9 protein-coding genes and 2 pseudogenes are annotated in these 18,596 nt (G+C 40.4%); 5 read left to right on the top strand and 6 right to left on the bottom strand.

Going from position 1 to position 18,596, the window contains the following annotated elements; genetic code table 11:
* Positions 1–20 precede the first annotated feature (20 nt).
* From GSQ19_RS03950 to GSQ19_RS03940, 3 genes and pseudogenes are all read right to left on the bottom strand, one after another.
* Positions 21–4,952: a type I polyketide synthase gene (locus tag GSQ19_RS03950; protein WP_224311571.1), complete on the bottom strand. Its 4,932-nt coding sequence runs from the start codon at positions 4,950–4,952 to the stop codon at positions 21–23.
* A gap of 12 nt (positions 4,953–4,964) precedes the next feature.
* Positions 4,965–6,836, bottom strand: a pseudogene (locus GSQ19_RS03945) (non-ribosomal peptide synthetase); the annotation flags it as partial.
* 71 nt (positions 6,837–6,907) lie between these two features.
* A complete protein-coding gene (locus GSQ19_RS03940; RefSeq protein WP_011321490.1) occupies positions 6,908–8,329 on the bottom strand; it encodes a sugar transferase in 1,422 nt (473 codons plus the stop codon).
* A gap of 1,203 nt (positions 8,330–9,532) precedes the next feature.
* Between GSQ19_RS03940 and GSQ19_RS29955 the strand changes: the two are divergent.
* Positions 9,533–9,832, top strand: a pseudogene (locus GSQ19_RS29955) (ISAs1 family transposase); the annotation flags it as partial.
* Between the two features lie 269 nt (positions 9,833–10,101).
* Here GSQ19_RS29955 and GSQ19_RS03930 read toward each other — a convergent pair.
* Entirely contained in the window at positions 10,102–11,523 is a 1,422-nt protein-coding gene (locus tag GSQ19_RS03930) for an NADP-dependent isocitrate dehydrogenase (RefSeq protein WP_011321489.1), read from the bottom strand.
* A 311-nt stretch (positions 11,524–11,834) separates the two neighbouring features.
* Here GSQ19_RS03930 and GSQ19_RS03925 point away from each other — a divergent pair, with 311 nt between their 5' ends.
* From GSQ19_RS03925 to GSQ19_RS03915, 3 genes are all read left to right on the top strand, one after another.
* The gene (locus GSQ19_RS03925) at positions 11,835–12,551 is read left to right on the top strand and encodes a GUN4 domain-containing protein (protein ID WP_041456495.1); all 717 of its coding nucleotides are present in this window, start codon (positions 11,835–11,837) and stop codon (positions 12,549–12,551) included.
* A gap of 79 nt (positions 12,552–12,630) precedes the next feature.
* Positions 12,631–13,731: an ABC transporter ATP-binding protein gene (locus GSQ19_RS03920; RefSeq protein WP_011321487.1), complete on the top strand. Its 1,101-nt coding sequence runs from the start codon at positions 12,631–12,633 to the stop codon at positions 13,729–13,731.
* Between the two features lie 32 nt (positions 13,732–13,763).
* Entirely contained in the window at positions 13,764–14,315 is a 552-nt protein-coding gene (locus tag GSQ19_RS03915) for a hypothetical protein (protein WP_011321486.1), read from the top strand.
* A 42-nt stretch (positions 14,316–14,357) separates the two neighbouring features.
* Here the strand turns inward: GSQ19_RS03915 and GSQ19_RS03910 are convergent, their stop codons facing one another.
* Positions 14,358–14,813, bottom strand: a complete 456-nt coding sequence (locus GSQ19_RS03910; protein WP_011321485.1) for a hypothetical protein — start codon at positions 14,811–14,813, stop codon at positions 14,358–14,360.
* A gap of 11 nt (positions 14,814–14,824) precedes the next feature.
* Positions 14,825–15,406 carry a Uma2 family endonuclease gene (locus GSQ19_RS03905; protein ID WP_011321484.1) on the bottom strand — a complete coding sequence of 194 codons (582 nt, stop codon included), beginning with the start codon at positions 15,404–15,406 and terminating at the stop codon, positions 14,825–14,827.
* A gap of 68 nt (positions 15,407–15,474) precedes the next feature.
* On the opposite strand from GSQ19_RS03905, the gene GSQ19_RS03900 reads away from it, so the two are divergent.
* Positions 15,475–18,504: a CHAT domain-containing protein gene (locus tag GSQ19_RS03900; protein WP_011321483.1), complete on the top strand. Its 3,030-nt coding sequence runs from the start codon at positions 15,475–15,477 to the stop codon at positions 18,502–18,504.
* Positions 18,505–18,596: the final 92 nt, after the last annotated feature.

Raw genomic sequence — 18,596 nt, 5'->3', positions numbered from 1 at the left:
TAGGCTGATGTCAATCTGTTTTAAGAAACACTACTGACTTGTAAATATTTCCCTGGTCGTTGAGGATCTGGAACATACCAGGATGGATTACCTTCAGGATCTCGCCCTAATTTAGCTCCGGGTTGGGGTGGACGGTTACGAAGGTTTTTAGATGATTCTGGACTACCTTTAGTTGTTGGAGTTGGGGCAGAAAAAAAACCAGCAGACTGCATTTCGGCAATACTTTCTTTAAAGGCTGCCATTGCTAAGGACAAATCAGCATCAGAATGAGCTGTGGTGAGGAAGCATGGTCGATGATCCCAAATATGCACTCCCTTATCCCGCATCAAATAGAATAATAAGTCTCCGTAGAGGAATTCTGGTGCAGACTTCACCATAAACAGAGAACCGAAATTGTGAACAGTGTATGGTGCTTGCATTTGTTGGAAATAATCCGTTAGTTCTACCACAAACTGATCAGTTTTAGCGTTTAACTGTTGTTGCAAGCTTGGTCCATTCTTTAGTAGATGTTGGAGTACTGCTTTTGCTGCCGCTAATGCTAGGGGGTGACGAACAAAAGTTCCGGCAAAGTAAGTCACACCAACTTCTGGAACAGAATCATCTCCGTATTGCCAAAAGCCACCATCCAACGCATCCATGTATTTCGATTTGCCTGCAATGACTCCAATAGGTAAACCACCACCTACAATCTTGCCGTAGGTAGCAATGTCAGCTTTGATGCCAAAATGAGCTTGTGCGCCACCGGGATGAATCCTAAAGCCGGTGACAATTTCGTCAAAAATCAAGGCAATATCTTCTTGTTCAGTGAATTGTCGCAATTGTTGGAGAAATTCCCTTGGCTGGTATTCTGGGCGGCGACTCTGTACCGATTCCACCATGACACCAGCTAATTCATCAGCCCGACTTTTGAGAATATCTAAAGCATCGGGGGCATCGTAGTCAATTACTAAGATATTGTCTACTTTTTCTTGGGGGATACCAGGGGCTGCGGGAATCGATCGCAGTTTTTTTGTACCACGAACAATAACTTCATCTAAAATACCGTGATAACCTCCAGAGAAGATAGCGATTAAGTTACGTCCTGTAATGGTTCGTGCCAGGCGCATCGCTCCTAGTACTGCTTCTGAACCTGTGTTACAAAAAGCGGCGCGATCGAAGTTGGTTATTTCACACATCAGCTTGGCAACTTCTCCCACCAATGGGGTCTGGGGTCCAATTTCCATACCGAGCTTAAGCTGGGCTTCGATGGCTTCTGTGACAAATGCAGGCGACCAACCGAACAAATTCAGGCCAAAACCGTTACTTAAATCGACGTATTCATTGCCGTCAATGTCCCAAAGTTTAGAACCTGATGAGCGAGACACCACAATTGGGTAAACCATCTCTTTCATCGTTGGGTTAAAGCCGGAAACACTCCTGGGATCTGCTAGATGAGGGCGATTGGTTTGAGTATATTCTTTAGATTTTTGAGTTCTTTGTGTATATCTTTGAATAATGCTGTCTAAATAAGTGCGTTGTTGCGGTGTGAGAGTTTTAGTCTGAGTGGTTTCTATGCGAGCGCCTGCACCAAAGACTTTCTTGGGAAGATTCTCTGTAGAATCTTGTGGTTCTGGTTTTTGGTTGCTTTGGGTAACGGGTTTTTCTGATTTGACACCGTTATTTTGTCCGTTTACGGCTGGCACAGTTACAGGTTGACTGTTATTACCCAGCAGCGCTAGTTGTTGAGCCATAATTTGTAGCTGCTGATTAATCACTCCTTCGAGGGCGCTGGATGCTACATTGGGCAAAGAAACTTGGGGTAAGGAGCCATTCTTTGATCCATTTCCATTTGTTGAAGTTGGAGGTACTAGCAACATTGGGGATGGGGTAGAACCATTCTTGCCATTCTTGCCATTTGAGCCGTTTGTCGAAACTTCTTGCAGGCTTAAGGTGGCGGATGGTGATGTTGTTTCGGAAGGAACTAATGCAGATAAAGCTTCGGCAGATAGGTTTTGCTGGAGAAAATCAGCCAGTGTTGCTAAATTTGGATAAACTTCTAGTAAATGTCTCAGTGAAACTTTAACTTTGAATTTTTTCTTCAATGCCAGTCCAACTTGTGTGAGAGACAAAGAGTCTAACCCCATTTCCAGAAATGTTGTTGATGCGTCAACGCTGGCAATTTCTAGTCCAGAGGTTTCTTCAATAATTTCTTTTAGCAGTGAAATGAGTGTAGTTTGGGCTGACATAGTTTGAGTTTTTTCTAGTTGATAATGGGCAGGTTTGTGATTGGTATTACGGTTGGGATGGGGTAGAGGATCAATCCAAAAGCGTTGACGTTCAAAGGGATAGTTAGGTAGAGGAATACGTTGTCGTCTTTCTTCTTGATAGAAGTTGTTCCAGTTGATGGTGACTCCTGCTAACCATAGTTGCCCCATTGCTTGCAGTAGGGCTGTCCATTCTGCCTCGTTATCGGCATTGTCGCTGAGAGAGGCGATGGTTATTTGTTGTTTAATATCTTTAGCTTGTTGCCGTGCTAGGGTGGTGGTGGTTGTGCGTGGCCCTACTTCTAGTAAGAGGCGTTCTGGCTGCTGCCATAAAGTTTTGACACCATCAGCAAATCTGACTGTCTGGCGCAAATGCTGGGCCCAATACATGGGATTGGTGGCTTCTTCTGGGGTAATCCAATCACCTGTAACACTGGAAACAAAGGGAATTTGGGGTGGCGATAATTTAACTTTCCCGACTAACTCAGCAAAGGGAGCAACGATCGCCTCCATCATGGGAGAATGAAATGCGTGGGATGTGTGTAACAGACGACAGACAATTTCTGCTGTCTCTAGTTGTGTTTGCCAGGCGGCGATCGCTTCTGTGGTTCCCGATACTACACATAAAGAAGGGCTGTTGATGGCGGCGATCGCTAATTCTCCTGCCAATCGTTTTTCTACCTCTGGGGCGGACAAACGCACAGATAACATTGCCCCCCTTGGTAACTCCCACATCAATCGACCACGATTAGCTACCAACATTAAGGCATCTTCTAAACTAAAGACACCGGCAAGACAAGCAGCCACAAATTCCCCAATACTGTGACCGATCATTGCTTGGGGCTTCACTCCCCAACTTTGCCACAATTGCGCCAGGGCATATTCAACTACAAATAATGCAGGCTGGGTAAAGCAGGTTTGTTGCAGTGCTGTAGATGCAGTTTCAATATCCGTGGCTACTGGATAAATAATTTCTCGCAAATCTCTACCCAATATTGGTTTGAGAATTTCTGCACACTGATCTACTACTTGCCGAAACACAATTTCGCGGCTGTAGAGATTAAATCCCATATTGACGTATTGTGAACCTTGTCCGGGAAACATGAAGGCAATTTCGGGATCACGGACTTGTGTGTGGCGAGTAAACACGCGCTTGGGTTCTAAAGACTGTAGCGTGGTGATGGCCTCTTTAGTATTTTGACAAACCACAAAGCGCCGATAGTTAAAGGCTTTACGTCCCCTTTGTAGGGTATGGGCAACATCAGCTAAGTTGATAGAGGCATTGTTTCGTAAATGCTCCTGCAAATTTACTGTAGCTGTCTCTAAAGCTGTACTGGTTTTGGCTGAAAGCAATAATAATTGGCTGGGACGGGATAAGTTAGAAGGTAGAATCGCTGGTGCTTCTTCTAGGACAATGTGGGCATTAGTCCCACCCACACCAAAGGAACTCACACCAGCACGCCTGGGCGTTTCTCCTTGCGGCCAAGGAGTTAATTGCGTGTTGACATAAAAAGGACTATTGGCAAAATCAATATTGGGATTTGGAGCCTCAAAGTTTAAACTGGGTGGAATCTGCTGATGATAAAGGGCAAGGGCAGTTTTAATCAAACCTGCAACACCAGCCGCCGCTACTAAATGTCCCACATTACTTTTGAGAGAACCGATCGCACAAAATTGTTTGCTATTGGTATGGATGCGAAAGGCTTGGGTCAAAGCTTCAATCTCAATGGGGTCGCCTAGAGATGTGGCAGTACCATGAGCTTCAATGTAAGAAATCGTTTCTGGATGAAAGTTAGCATAGGCTTGAGCCATTGCTATGGCTTCGGCTTGCCCATCTACACTAGGTGCGGTGAAACTTACCTTGTCAGCACCGTCATTGTTTATACCAAAGCCTCGAATGACTGCATAGATGCGATCGCCATCTTGTATTGCATCTTCTACACGCTTTAATACTACTAATCCCGCACCATTATTAAACATTGTGCCTTGAGATTTGGCATCAAAAGGACGACAGTGACCATCCCCAGATAACATAGTTCCTTCTTGGGCGATATAACCACTGTTTTGTGGTGTAGTCATGGACACACCACCAGCTAAAGCCATATCACACTGATAGTTACTTAAGCTTTGACAGGCTTGAATGACTGCCACCAAAGAAGTAGAACAAGCAGTACTGATACTAACAGCCGGGCCTTTGAGGTTGAGCTTATGGGCAGCGCGGGTAGTCAAAAAATCCTTTTCATTGGCCAGCATTGTCTGAAATTCACCGACGCGATCGATAATTTCCTGGCGACCGCAGATATGATTAGCGAAATAGGTATTTTGACCACAGCCAGCATACAAACCAATTAAGCCACTGTATGCTTCTGCATCGTAACCGGCGTTTTCCAGGGCTTCATAAACTAGTTCTAAAAACACCCGACTTTGGGGGTCCATCACTTCGGCTTCTCTGGGATTAATTCCAAAGAAGGCAGCATCAAAGGTTTCTCCCCCAGGAATTATCCCTCTAGCTTTCACATAACTCGGATCTTGTACGAGGTGCGGATCTATGCTGGGATCTAACTCCTCATCTTGAAAGAAAGTAGTTGACTCTTTCCCTGCACAAAGATTTCCCCAAAATTCCTGGACATTTTTCGCACCTGGGAATCGTCCTACCATGCCAACAATTGCAACACCATCAAGAGGCTCTTGGTTTTCCACTGTTTTCATATTCACCATTGCTTAAACCCCCCGTTGACTATGACGACGACGAGCAGAAGCTGCTGCTTGCTGGCGTTGAGCGCGACTTTGCAGCTGGTTATAGGATTGTTGAGTGTTCTGCTCTACATTTAAATATTTTTCCAAGCCAGCGATTGTAGGATACTGAAACAGTTTCACCACCGATAGCTCAATTCCTAGTTGTTGTTGTACTCGCACAGCTATCTGCATAATTAAGGTCGAAGTTGCACCCAAATCAAAGAAGTTGTCATCAATACCCACTGGCTCAATATTCAAAACATCAGACCAAATATTGGTTAACTGCCGTTGTAAATCAGTTTGGGGTGCAATATATACTTGTTCCAGTTGGGGACGTTCTTTGCTGGGAGTGGGAAGTTTATGTCTATCTACTTTGCCATTAGCAGTTAACGGCAATGATTCTAAAACCATAAATGCCGATGGCAACATATAGTCTGGTAATCGCTGCTGGAGGAAATTACGTAATTGTTCTTGTTTATATGAACTGCTTTGATGTAGCACAATATAAGCTACCAATCTCTTTTCGCCTGTTGCCGTCTGATGAGCCAAAACGACGTTTTCTCGCACATCAGGATATTGAGAAATCTCTCGCTCAATTTCTCCTAACTCAATGCGGAAGCCTCGAATTTTCACTTGGTTGTCAATTCGTCCCAGAAATTCAATATTGCCATCTGGTAAATAACGAGCTAAATCCCCTGTTTTATATAGAGTTAGGGATTGAAAGTTTGAGTTATTTAATTCAATAAATCTTTCTTTGGTTAATTCTGGACGATGGAGATAACCACGTGCCAAGCCGTCGCCACCAATATATAATTCTCCTGTTGCTCCCATTGCTACTGGTTGCAAATTTTCATCTAATATGTATACCTGGGTATGAGCGATGGGGCGACCAATAGGAATTGAGCTATCTGGTCTGACTGGGTCTTTGATGTGATAACAACAGGTAAAGGTGGTGTTTTCTGTGGGGCCGTAACCGTTAATTAGTTGACAATTTTCTACTGTTTTTAGAAATTTTTGGACGTGAGAAACGGATAAAACATCACCACCTGCTAACAGTTGACGTAAGGGTTTTAAAGCATGAATATTTTCATCTACCATGAGATGAAATAAGCCTGCTGTTAACCAGATGGTAGTGATTTGATATTTTTGAATAACTTGTCCTAATTCATCTATAGATGGGGTGTTACTGGGATATAAAACGAGTTTTCCACCGTTGAGTAAGCAACCCCAAATTTCAAAGGTGGAAGCATCAAAAGATATGGGCGCAAATTGTAAAAATATTTCTGTATTAGTAAAGTTAGCGTAGTTAGTTTGTTTGACTAAGCGGACTACACCACGATGAACAACACTCACACCTTTGGGTTGTCCTGTAGAACCTGAGGTATACATGACATAAGCCAAATTATCAGGTGTGATGCTAATATTTTGGTTTTCTGGTGTGTGTTGATTGATAATTTCCCAATCAGTATCAAGGCAAATTACGCGCGCCTCATGATTAGGTAATTTTTTGACTAATTCTTTTTGGGTTAATAATACTGGGATTTGGGTATCTACTAGCATGAAAGCTAGGCGTTCTTGTGGATATCCTGCATCTAAAGGTACATAAGCTCCCCCAGCTTTGAGGATTGCTAACAATCCAATGATCATTTCTGGCGATCGCTCTAGACAAATTCCTACTAGCATTTCTGCTCCTATACCCAAGGTTCGCAGATATTGCGCTAATTGATTGGCTCGGTGATTTAATTGTTGGTAAGTCAAATGTTGTTTACCAAAAACAACAGCCACTGCATCAGGTGTGCGTTCTACTTGTTCTTCAAATAACTGATGAATGCACTGGTTGTGGGGATATTTCCTTAACTGTTTTTCCATACAAAGTTAAAATCACCGATTGTTTTATCATGAAAAATCAAATTTCTCTGGACATTTTCCTAATAAGCACCTTCTTTTTTCAAAACTACTCGTACTGTTTTGAGTAGGATTTCAAAATCTAAGCGGAGTGACCAGTTTTCAATGTAATTCAGATCCAAATTGATTATTTGTTCAAAATCTAAAATATTTGAGCGACCAGAAACTTGCCAAAGACCAGTAATACCAGGTAAAACTTCTTGTCTGATAAAATGACGCTCAGAGAATTTCTCTACATCTCTAGTAGGTAAAGGACGAGGACCAACTAAGCTCATCTCTCCCAACAAGACGTTAAAGATTTGAGGTAATTCATCTAAGCTGTAACGACGGAGAAATTTACCAACCTTGGTGATTCTTGGATCATCTTTGATTTTAAAGATAATGCCGTCCTTCACTTCATTCAGAGCTTCCAACTCTTTTTGCATCTTTTCCGCATCAGACCTCATGGTGCGAAATTTCCAGACTTTAAATTGTTTTCCCCGTATGCCTATGCGAGTTTGTTTGTAAAAGACTGTACCAGGAGAATCTAGTTTAATTGCTATAGCGATCGCTAGATATACGGGAAAAGTCAACAGTAAAAATAAACTAGCAAAACAAAAATCAAAACTCCGCTTAATCCAAAAATCTCTACCTGTGATTATTGGACAATCAAAAGTTAAATAAGTCATTCCGCCAATTCTATTGAAATCTATATCTCTATGAATCGGATTTAGTTCCATTGGGACAATATGTACTGCAATTCCCGCAGCCTGAAATAGCCAACAGACAAAAATTCTGTTTTTGATAGCATCCCAAGAAACGAAAATTTCCGTTACACCCAATTTATTAAGTTTCCCTAACGTTTCTTGGCGGTAATCTCTATCTAAACAATTAGCATTTGCTTGTCCTAGCAAGACGTAACGCTCGTCTTTATTGATTAGGTTTACGAATTTTTCGTACTTTTGAGATTCACAAATAATAAATATTTTAGCCCTACCTAATAATTTAAATCTTCGTAGATAATTAAGCTTAAGGTATACAATATATCTACCAAAACAAACAAAGGTTGTGCTAAATACCCACGACCATATAATTAATGATGAACTCTTAGACTCAATTATTGGCTGATATAGTAAACAGAAAAATAATATTAGTCCATGTGCAAAAGTCAATGTTTTCAGAATATTTAAGTAATCATACCATTTTTTACCAGAGTGGTAATTACCCTGGATAGCTAATGCACCTATTTGGATAGCAGCAGCTATTGATATAGATGAAAAGCTTTTTATATCAAACCAATTATAATTTGTAGAATAATTTTTAGCCAATACCCAAGCTAGTAATAGAAGAGAAAAATCTACAATAACAAGTGTTACTAATCTTAACCACCATGAACCTTTACGCAATTTGATAAATACAGGTTCACGTAAGTCTAGGTAAGTCTTGTCTAACTGAACATTTGACATATATTCACAAGTGTATGCTGAAGGTGAGGAAGGTGATGTTAGATTTCTGCTTAGTATCCTGTGCAAAGCAACATGAAAAACATTATCTATACTAAAAACGGATGCTTGATAGACTTTTGCCCCGGCAAAAATCTTTTTATATCAATACGATTAGCGATTTTGAAACTAAAGCTGCAACCCGTCTTTAGTGTAATGGTCAATTTTAGTACTTCACTAATTTTTTGTGTCAAAAAACTTATTTTGATGTCACTGTACCCCAAAACATACTGTTTTGGAGATATCTATTAATGAAGAACTAGAGTTATTACCGAGGGAAATCACACAAAATTACGATGTTACTCTACACCAAAACATACTGTTTTGGAAATATCTATTACTGAAGAACTAGAGTTATTACCGAGGGAAATCACACAAAATTACGATGTTACTCTACACCAAAACATACTGTTTTGGAAATATCTATTACTGAAGAACTAGAGTTATTACCGAAAGAAATCACACAAAATTACAATAAATACATTAGTAACATCTCTGTGCTACTAGAATAGCATGATTTGATATCTTCAATTTCCACATTCCAATTCATTGTGGAACAGTTTGATATTTGTTTGCCCCAGAGGAAAATTTTCTTTGTACACAGCTTTTTTGAGATCAAAAGTATTAACTACGTGTTAGTCTACCGTAAAGTAATTTTTTTTTGTCAAATTTTTTCAACTTTACACTAACTTTAACTACTATTTAGTCATTACTACATAATTAGGTAGAGTACTGACTCATTTATAAAATAAATATTAAAAACCTGGAGGTTAGACTAGTTCCCGGTGCGAAACCCAAAAGCCTTACAGTGATGGGAGAAACGCTATTTTGTGAGGTCGGATAAAAAAAGCGATGCCTACGGTAGGGCGACCGCATCTAAATATTAAAGATCGAGAATCAAGCTGAAATCCCTCAACACTCTACCACACAAGACTTTCATAGAATTAGTCACGAAACTTAATAAGAATGATAATCGTTGTATGGACAGGGTGATTTTTTGACAGCCGAGGGCTGCCAAGCAATACGGGTCTCTCTCTATAGTAAATTAATTCTTTGCATTAAACCAAAAGAACCCAGATTATAGTTGAATGAAGCTCAAGCCCAAAATCACGATTGCTGACCACTTTGGTGTAATAGAACATCTAGGCATAGATCGTACCAAACGACAGTAGTGAGCAAAGTGCAATGCAAATAGTGAGTGCATGGGCAAATACAAATAGATTAGTATTAGGACAAGTGAAGGTGGAGGAAAAGTCGAATGAAATTACAGCAATTACCGAGTTGTTAAAGGTATGAGAACTGTCTAGATGTATTGTGACAATCGATGCAATAGGTTGACAAAAAGAAATTGTGAAGTTAATTACGCAGCAAAATGCAGATTATTTAATTACGTTAAAAAATAATCAAGGAAATCTTTATGATGAGGTCGAAAAACTATTCAATGTAGGGATGAGTACAAGTTTTGATACAACTTCATCTCCTGCCAACAGATATATCTCATTCGCACGAAATAAATGCTTGCGAAAGAATCCCCAAAACAACAACGATAATTTAGCCAAAGGGTCACGAAATACTTCAGAAGCACTTAAGACAAGATATACTTCATACTTGAGACATGAGTTGTAAGAATGATAATCGTATAGTTAGGGGAAGACAAGGGTGAGCATTGCTCACCCTTGTCTCATTAATAAAGAGAATGGGAATTTGATAATGATTCACCATTCCTTATTTTTTAATTAACCGAAATGTTTGATAATTGCGTCGGCAAATTCAGAACATTTTAGGGGTTCAACTGGTGGTTCGAGTAATCTAGCTAAATCGTAGGTGACTTGGCTATTAGCGATCGCATCACTTAAACCTTTCTTAATTAGGTCTGCGGCTTCTTGCCAACCCAAATACTCCAACATCATCACCCCAGATAAGATGACTGAACCTGGGTTAATTCTGTCTAAGCCGGCGTGTTTGGGTGCTGTACCGTGGGTAGCTTCAAACACGGCGCAGGAATCGCCAATATTTGCCCCTGGCCCCATTCCTAAGCCGCCGACAATAGCAGCCGCCGCATCAGACAAGTAATCGCCGTTTAAGTTCATTGTCGCCAGAATCGAATACTCATCTGGTCTGGTTTGGATTTGTTGAAAGATACTGTCAGCAATCCGGTCATTTACTAACACTTTCTCTTTCCACTTCCCGTTACCGTGGGTTTCCCAAATTGAGTTAAGAACTGTTTCTACTTCCTTGACAATTTGCGCTTTTTTCTCTGGGGTCAGGGCATCAAAACCAGGGTCAATTTGACGGGCGTTGTCTTCCAAGGATATATTCGGGTTTTTCTCCTTGTTGCTTAAAATCCAAGATTCCCTTTCGGTGACAGTCTCTTGGCGGAACTCACTTGTGGCTAATTCGTAACCCCAATCACGGAAAGCCCCTTCGGTGTACTTCATGATGTTACCCTTATGCACCAAGGTCACTTGTTGCTTGTGTTTGGGTAATGTAAGGGCGTGTTTGATGGCGCGACGTACTAGGCGCTGGGAACCAGTTTTGCTGATGGGTTTGATCCCTATCCCAGCATCTAGGGGGATTTGCTTTTTACCGTGTTCTGGGGTGGCGGGGATGAGTTCTTTGTTGAGGATAGAGATGAGGCGATCGCCTATTTCACTACCTTGTTTCCACTCAATCCCCAGATAAATATCTTCTGTGTTTTCCCGATAAACAATGACATCTAGCTTTTCAGGATTTTTGTGAGGTGAGGGTGTACCCGCATAATAACGGCAAGGACGTACACAGGCGTATAAGTCAAAAATTTGTCTTAGTGCCACATTCAAGGAACGGATACCACCACCGACCGGAGTAGTCAAAGGTCCTTTAATTGCCACACCATATTCCCTAATGGCTGTTAAGGTATCCTCTGGTAAATACTGATAAGTCCCGTATAAATCACAGGCTTCATCCCCAGCGTAAATCTTAAACCAACTAATTTTCCGCTTACCTTGATAGGCTTTGGCTACCGCCGCATCCAGTACTTTTTCCGTAGCTGGCCAAATATCAATTCCCGTTCCATCGCCCCGAATAAAGGGGATAATTGGATTGTCAGGCACAACCGGCTCACCATTTTTGAAGGTAATTTTTTCTCCGGTTGTAGGGGGGGTAATCTTGTTGTACATATTTCACACACTCCACAAAGATACGTTGTGTCTTGGGGATTGGAGATTGGGGATGGGGATTTTTTGTTGTTTTCGCCTCGGCTTCCTACTCCCTACTCCCCGCTTCCCATTCCATCATTCATTGAGGCGCAGATTTTCCCCCTATTCATCTTTTTACAGCATTGGAGGATTCTGATATAGGATTTTCAGTGAAACCGCCGCAATTTTGTACGATCAAAAATAGTAAACTACTTTTCGCTATCATTGCTTCGCCATCAAGAAGGCCGATAGCCGACCGTTTTTTCACTCTCCCGCTAATCACGAGTAATGGCATGACAGACCCAATGATTGTATCAGGCACTGCTAATGACATCGATTCCCTCAGGCAACGGCTAATCGCTGGGTCTATCCAAGTCCAACAACAGATAATCCTACAGTTGGCTGATGTGGGCAATGAAGGATTAGATGTTTTAATGGAATTCTTACTGAAACGTCGTGAGAACCCAGCGACTTGGATTGATGGGAAAGCCTACCAAGTGCTTTACGAGTCTGATGCACCTCAAGCCCAGGAATTTTTGCAAAATAATTTTCCTGAGGGCATTGTAACTCTAAAATCAAGCTGCGGGATTAATTACAATCTTTTGCAACAGTTACTAGCTCAACAAGATTTCCAAGCCGCAGACCTCCTGACCATTGAAACCATGTGCGAAATAGCAGGGCCAATGGCTGTCAAAAGGAAATGGCTGTATTTTACAGACGTGGATAGCTTTCCCTCTGATGACTTACAAACCATTAATCAACTGTGGATAGTTCACTCTGAAGGTAAGTTTGGCTTTTCCGTACAGAGAGACATTTGGTTGAGTTTAGGGAAAAACTGGGATAATTTCTGGCCGAAAATTGGCTGGAAAAGCGGTAATAACTGGACTCGCTACCCGAATGGCTTTACTTGGAATTTAACTGCGCCTAGAGGTCATCTACCCCTGTCTAATCAATTACGAGGGGTGCGGGTGATTGCTGCGTTATTTGCTCATCCTGCTTGGTCGAAGTGATGGGGATTGGGGATTGGGGGAAGGGAAAGAAAAAACTAATGACAACTGACAACTGACCAATGACCAATGACTAAAGATAATGGCAAAAGTTCGTTTAGAAGATATCAAGCGTCGATTTAACAACGTCACCGCAATTGAGGACATCACCTTTGAAATTCCTGATGGTGAGTTTTGGGTTTTGGTGGGGCCTTCGGGTTGTGGGAAGTCTACAATTTTACGGACGATCGCTGGTTTAGAAAGTGCTACATCCGGTAATCTGTTTATTGGCGATCGCTTGGTCAATAATATCCCCGCAAGAGCGCGCGATGTGGCGATGGTGTTCCAAAACTATGCTCTTTATCCCCACATGACGGTGGCGGAAAATATCGCCTTTGGGTTAAAGATGCGGAAAATTAACCCGAAAATTGTGCAAGAACGGGTGGTGGATGTGGCGCGATCGCTTTCTTTGGATCATTTGTTAGATCGCAAACCCAAACAACTTTCCGGGGGTCAGCAACAACGGGTAGCACTAGGGAGAGCGATCGCTCGTGAACCACAGGTATTTTTATTAGATGAGCCTTTGTCTAATTTAGATGCCCAATTGCGAGATGATACTAGGGCAGAATTAAAGCAGTTACATCAACAATTAGGCATTACAACTATCTACGTTACCCATGATCAAGTCGAGGCGATGACTTTGGCTGATAAGATTGTGGTGTTAAGTGGTGGACGGATTCAACAAATTGGCGAACCTCAAGGGATTTATGCTCGTCCCGCTAATCAAATGGTGGCAACTTTTTTAGGTAATCCACCGATGAATATTCTGCCTGCAACTTATCAACTTGCAGGTTTTGATGTCAATGGACAATTACTCGCAATTCCAGGGTTTCTCAGGGAGAATTTACAACTGCGTCCGGGACAACGGGTGAATTTGGGTATTCGTCCAGAACACATCTCAATTAATTCTGATGAAATCAACGCGCAGAATTCAGGATTGTTAGTCGATGTCAAATTAGTTGAACCTTTAGGAAGGGAAACATTAGTTCGTGTGAGTTTACCCGATTCCACAGTACTATTGAGTGTTCAATTGAGTGGAAATATTCGTCTACATCCAGGCGATCGCCTTTCTTTACAACTCGATTTAAATCAGTTGTTTATTTTTGATCCTCAGACTGGTTATAGAATATCACCTCAGGATTGATTAAATGACACAGCAAGGAAATCAAGGTGAAGATGAAGGAAAGTTTAGCGGTCACATTAGGGGAACTGCAAGCACAGATATACTGGTTACATGATGCTGAAGATTTTGCAGAATTAGCCTCCGCAGCAACCACCATATATTTGAAACTTGGTTACACTCAACAGCAAGCAGAAAAATCAGGTAATTTAATTAGTGAAGCCTACAAATTATCTGATGAAGCTGTTTTTGCTCAAAAAGCAGGCGATTTTGTCAAAGAAATGCAGTTTTATCATCAAGTTAAAGATAAATTAATCCAGGTAGAAACTACATTAGGTTATCAAAAAAGTATTGCCGTCCATCAAATGAAATGGTGGATGTATTTCCGTCATAAGCGTAAATATCACACAGTCGTACATTTATTTTTACAAAATTTTCAAGCTCTAGGATTGATTAACCTAATTACTGTAATTAAACTGACATTTTATTTAATGGAAATAGGCAGAGTTCATAAATCTCGTGATCTAGAAACTACTAAAAATAATGCGATAAAATACTGGGTAGAATTATTGAAAATTAAACCGTTACAATACCCATACATTGGTTAAATTATATATTTTTGATGTTGAGGTAAAAGAAATTACTGATAATTAACCTTCCGACCTCCAAGACCTTATTTTAGTAGTCACAGGTTTACTAGGTGTGGACAAATTGACTCGATATTGGGTAATTGGGACATAAGAACCATTACCATTGCGGACAGTGACCAGAAAAGCTGTTTGATTGGATGAGTCTTTGATTATTTTATCAATGTAACCAGACTGTATTTGTTTAACATTTAATAGTTTTGGTTGTTTAAATCCTGGTCGGGAAATACAGACGATTGAGGAACCATCTATATATTTACCTGAATATAACCAATAAGTTTGTCCTTTGGTTTTAAAATCAGATTTGTACACAACTGTAAATCTGTCAGACTCTTCTAATTGCTGATTTTGTTGGCATTTACCGTTAATGTATATTTCTTGAGCAGTGGTTATAGAGTTAGGGAATAATCCTAATATTGCACCAATAATTAATCCTGTTGCCAAAACATTTTTAGACATGATTTTGTAATTTATAGGGTAGTTTGTTCAAAAATAACATCTTCATAAAGTTCGGCGATCGCTCCTTCAAAATCAACACTATTGAGGCGAAATATTTTATCCTGCTCTGTATAACTTTGCAGAATCCATAAACCATGATCACCACGTTTAAAACATTCAACTCGCTGACGTTTTGTATTAATTAAAACGTATTCCTTGAGAGTCTCAATTTCCTGGTAATCTACAAATTTATCCCCTCGATCAAAAGCTTCAGTAGAGTTAGACAAAACTTCTACAATTAAACAAGGAAACCTTTTATGATTAGGCGTTTCCTGATCACGTTGATCGCAAGTAACCATTACATCAGGATAATAATATCTATTTAACGATTCAATCCTGGCTTTCATATCAGCAATGTAAACACGACAACCAGAACCACGTACATGATTACGGAGAAGTACAAACAGGTTTCCCGCAACAGTGACATGAGCATCAGTAGCTCCAGCCATTGCATAAGCATAACCGTTGATGTATTCATGTTTGATAGGACTGGCTTCCTCTAACTGGAGATATTCTTCAGGTGTGAGGTATTCTGGTTCAGGTGAGGCAATCATCAGCAATTTCCAACATTTTTAGTGATCACGATTATTATAGGAAGCATCTTGTCACTATTAATACATATATGCGACTTCCTATTATTCCTCTAACTCTAATTTTAGCTTTAGCTTCCCCATCTCTAGCACAAGCACCAACCCCAACCGCCGAAGAACAGATAACACAGGCTGTGATATTGAATAGTAACGGTGAATCCCTAATTTACAAAGATTTTTTTGGTGTAGGGGAGTTACAAGCAGCTTTGGAAAACTTCCAGCAGGCGTTAGCTATTTTTAAAAAATATGGTGCTAAGGCTGGAGAAGCGAACAGCCTTGTAAATATTGGTTATGTGTATTTTCGTAAAGGGGAGTATGGGAAAGCGCTCGAATATTTTCAGTCCTCCTTAGATATTCGCAGAAAAACAAGAGACCGCCAAAATGAATGGATACCTCTTTCTTATATTGGTGAAGTATATGTCAATTTGGGACAGTATCCCCAGGCGCTGGAATATTATCAGCCAGCTTTAGCTATTATCAAAGAACTGAAAGCAGCTAATCCCAAAGATTCTAGTTATGCTACTAGCGAAAAAACTCTGCTGGCTGATATTGGTGCGGTTTATTTTCGGATGGGACAGTATACAAAAGCTCTCGATTTTTATCAGAAAACATTGGCAATGCAAAAAGCTGATGATGATAAAATTGGTGGTATTCAAACTTTGAATAATATCGGTGTAGTTTACGTTAATTTAGGCAACTATAAACAAGCCTTAGATTCCTATCAGCAAGGTTTAGCTAATCTGCAAGAATGCTGCTCGAATTATATTGGTACGAAAGCCGCAATTATTAATAACCTTGCCAGTACAAATTTTAGTTTGGGTCAATATAAAAAATCTCTAGAATTAGCCGAAGAATCAGCAAATATTTATAGCAGAATTAATCATGATGCAGAAAAAGCTACGAAACAAGAGATAAAATTACTTTATGATTATTTAGGGCAAAACTCCCAAGCTTTGCAACAAGTCGCCAGTCGTGCTAATGTTGGTGATGCTTTTGGTAAGGACTCTTTTCAGTTCCAAGGTAGAGCCTTAAATATGAATAATATTGGACAAATTTATTTGAGTTTGGGTAAATATGACCAAGCATTAAAATTGTATCAACAAGCTTTAAATATATATCAAGAGAATAGCTATAAACCGGGAATTGCTGTAACTCTGAATAATATTGCTAAGGTGCAAAGTAGTTTAGGTAAGTACCTGCAAGCTATTGAGTTAAATCAGCAAGCTTTAACTATTTATCAAGAAGTAGGCGATCGCACCGGGGAAGGTGTGACAATGAGTAATCTAGGACAAATCTACCAAAAACAAGGTCAGCAGGAGAAAGCTTCAGGACTGTATCAGCAAGCTTTAGCCATGCACAGACAAGTTAGCGATAAAGTCAGTGAAGCCGCAACCCTCAAACTTTTAGCCGATACCCTATCTGCACAAAATCAACCACAACTAGCGATCGCATTTTACAAGCAATCAGTCAACCTCACGGAAAGTATTCGCCAAAGTTTACGCACCATCCCCGCAGATATCCAAAAATCCTACACAGAAACCGTCGCTGAAAGGTATCGCCGCCTGGCTGATTTATTACTCAAACAAAACCGTCCCAGCGAAGCACAGCAAGTTCTAGATTTACTCAAAATCCAAGAAGCCAATGATTTTATTGGTAATCGCCGTAGTCAACCCCAAACAACAACAGCAGTAGTTAACACTGGACAAAGGGGAGTGAATACAGAACCCCAGCTAAGCCAAAAATTACCACTGCAACCCCAAGAACAGCAGATATCCCAAAAGTATAGCGCCATTCAAGACCAAGCGATCGCCCTTGGGCAAGAACTAACAAACCTCCGCCAAACTCCAGCAAATGCACGCACAGCCACCCAAGAAAAACGCATTGCTGAATTAGTGAAACTTGAGCAAACAATTACGGCTGAGTTTAATAAATTTACCAAAACACCTGCGGTAGTCGCTCTTGTACAGCAATTATCTGCCAATTCTGGACAGGAAAACCTCAGCCTAAGACAACTTAATTCCCTGCGGGATAATTTGCGACAGTTAAACAAAAAAGCCGTCTTATTATATCCCTTAGTATTAGATGACAGATTAGAGTTAGTTGTCGTTACGGCGGATACACCCCCAATTCATCGTCCAGTTCCCGTCAAACCAGCAGAACTAAATCAAGTAATTAATGAATTTCGACAAGCTATAGTTGTTCCCTATAAAGATAGTAAAATACCAGCAAATAAATTATATAACTGGCTCATTAAACCTATAGAAAATGACCTGAAACAAGCTAATGCTCAAGCAATTATTTACGCTCCCGATAGCAAACTCAGATATATACCATTAGCTGCATTATATGATGGCAAAAATTGGCTAATCGAGCATTATATCATTAATAATATTACTGCCGCTAGCTTGACCAAATTAAACAGCAAACCCCAAGCCTCTCTACCAACTTTAGCCGCAGCCTTTACCAAAGGCGACTATAAAGTAGCAGTAGGCGAACGTCAAGAAGTATTTAGTGGTTTACAATTTGCTAAAGTTGAAGTAGACAATTTAGCCAAGACAATTAAAGGCACAAAAATACTTTTAGATAATGATTTTAGCCCCCAAGTTACAATCCCCCAAATGAACGATTACAAAATCGTCCATCTGGCAACTCATGGGATGCTGGTGAGTGGTGATCCAGAAAGTTCATTTATATTATTTGGTAACGGCGATCGCGTCACCATTAAAGATATCGAAAACTGGTCTTTACCAAATGTTGATTTAGTAGTATTAAGTGCTTGTCAAACAGGTTTAGGTAATCAATTAGGTAACGGTCAAGAAATTCTCGGTCTAGGATACCAAATTCAATTAACAGGTGCAAAAGCTTCCATCGCCTCACTATGGGCTGTTTCTGACGGCGGCACACAAGCATTAATGGATGGCTTTTATAATGTCTTAAAAACAGGTAATTTAACTAAATCTGAAGCTTTACGTACAGCACAACTTTCCTTATTGACAGGCAATAATCAGTTTAATCATCCCTATTATTGGGCATCATTTATATTAATTGGCAATGGGCTTTAAGGAAATACAAAAAACAAAAACGATTCGCAAATTCAGTAGGGTGGGCATTGCCCACCAAAACCGTGATACGGTGGGCAATGACCACCCTACAA

Origin of the sequence: Trichormus variabilis 0441, from assembly GCF_009856605.1 — a bacterium.
Taxonomy (GTDB): Bacteria; Cyanobacteriota; Cyanobacteriia; order Cyanobacteriales; family Nostocaceae; genus Trichormus; species Trichormus variabilis.
Note: the sequence above shows the minus strand (reverse complement) of the source record. Positions and strands in the feature narration are given on the sequence as shown.

Coding starts and splice junctions, on each gene's coding strand:
- GSQ19_RS03950 (WP_224311571.1), bottom strand. CDS start 4,952: ATGAAAACAGTGGAAAACCAAGAGCCTCTTGATGGTGTTGCAATTGTT.
- GSQ19_RS03940 (WP_011321490.1), bottom strand. CDS start 8,329: ATGTCAAATGTTCAGTTAGACAAGACTTACCTAGACTTACGTGAACCT.
- GSQ19_RS03930 (WP_011321489.1), bottom strand. CDS start 11,523: ATGTACAACAAGATTACCCCCCCTACAACCGGAGAAAAAATTACCTTC.
- GSQ19_RS03925 (WP_041456495.1), top strand. CDS start 11,835: ATGACAGACCCAATGATTGTATCAGGCACTGCTAATGACATCGATTCC.
- GSQ19_RS03920 (WP_011321487.1), top strand. CDS start 12,631: ATGGCAAAAGTTCGTTTAGAAGATATCAAGCGTCGATTTAACAACGTC.
- GSQ19_RS03915 (WP_011321486.1), top strand. CDS start 13,764: ATGAAGGAAAGTTTAGCGGTCACATTAGGGGAACTGCAAGCACAGATA.
- GSQ19_RS03910 (WP_011321485.1), bottom strand. CDS start 14,813: ATGTCTAAAAATGTTTTGGCAACAGGATTAATTATTGGTGCAATATTA.
- GSQ19_RS03905 (WP_011321484.1), bottom strand. CDS start 15,406: ATGATTGCCTCACCTGAACCAGAATACCTCACACCTGAAGAATATCTC.
- GSQ19_RS03900 (WP_011321483.1), top strand. CDS start 15,475: ATGCGACTTCCTATTATTCCTCTAACTCTAATTTTAGCTTTAGCTTCC.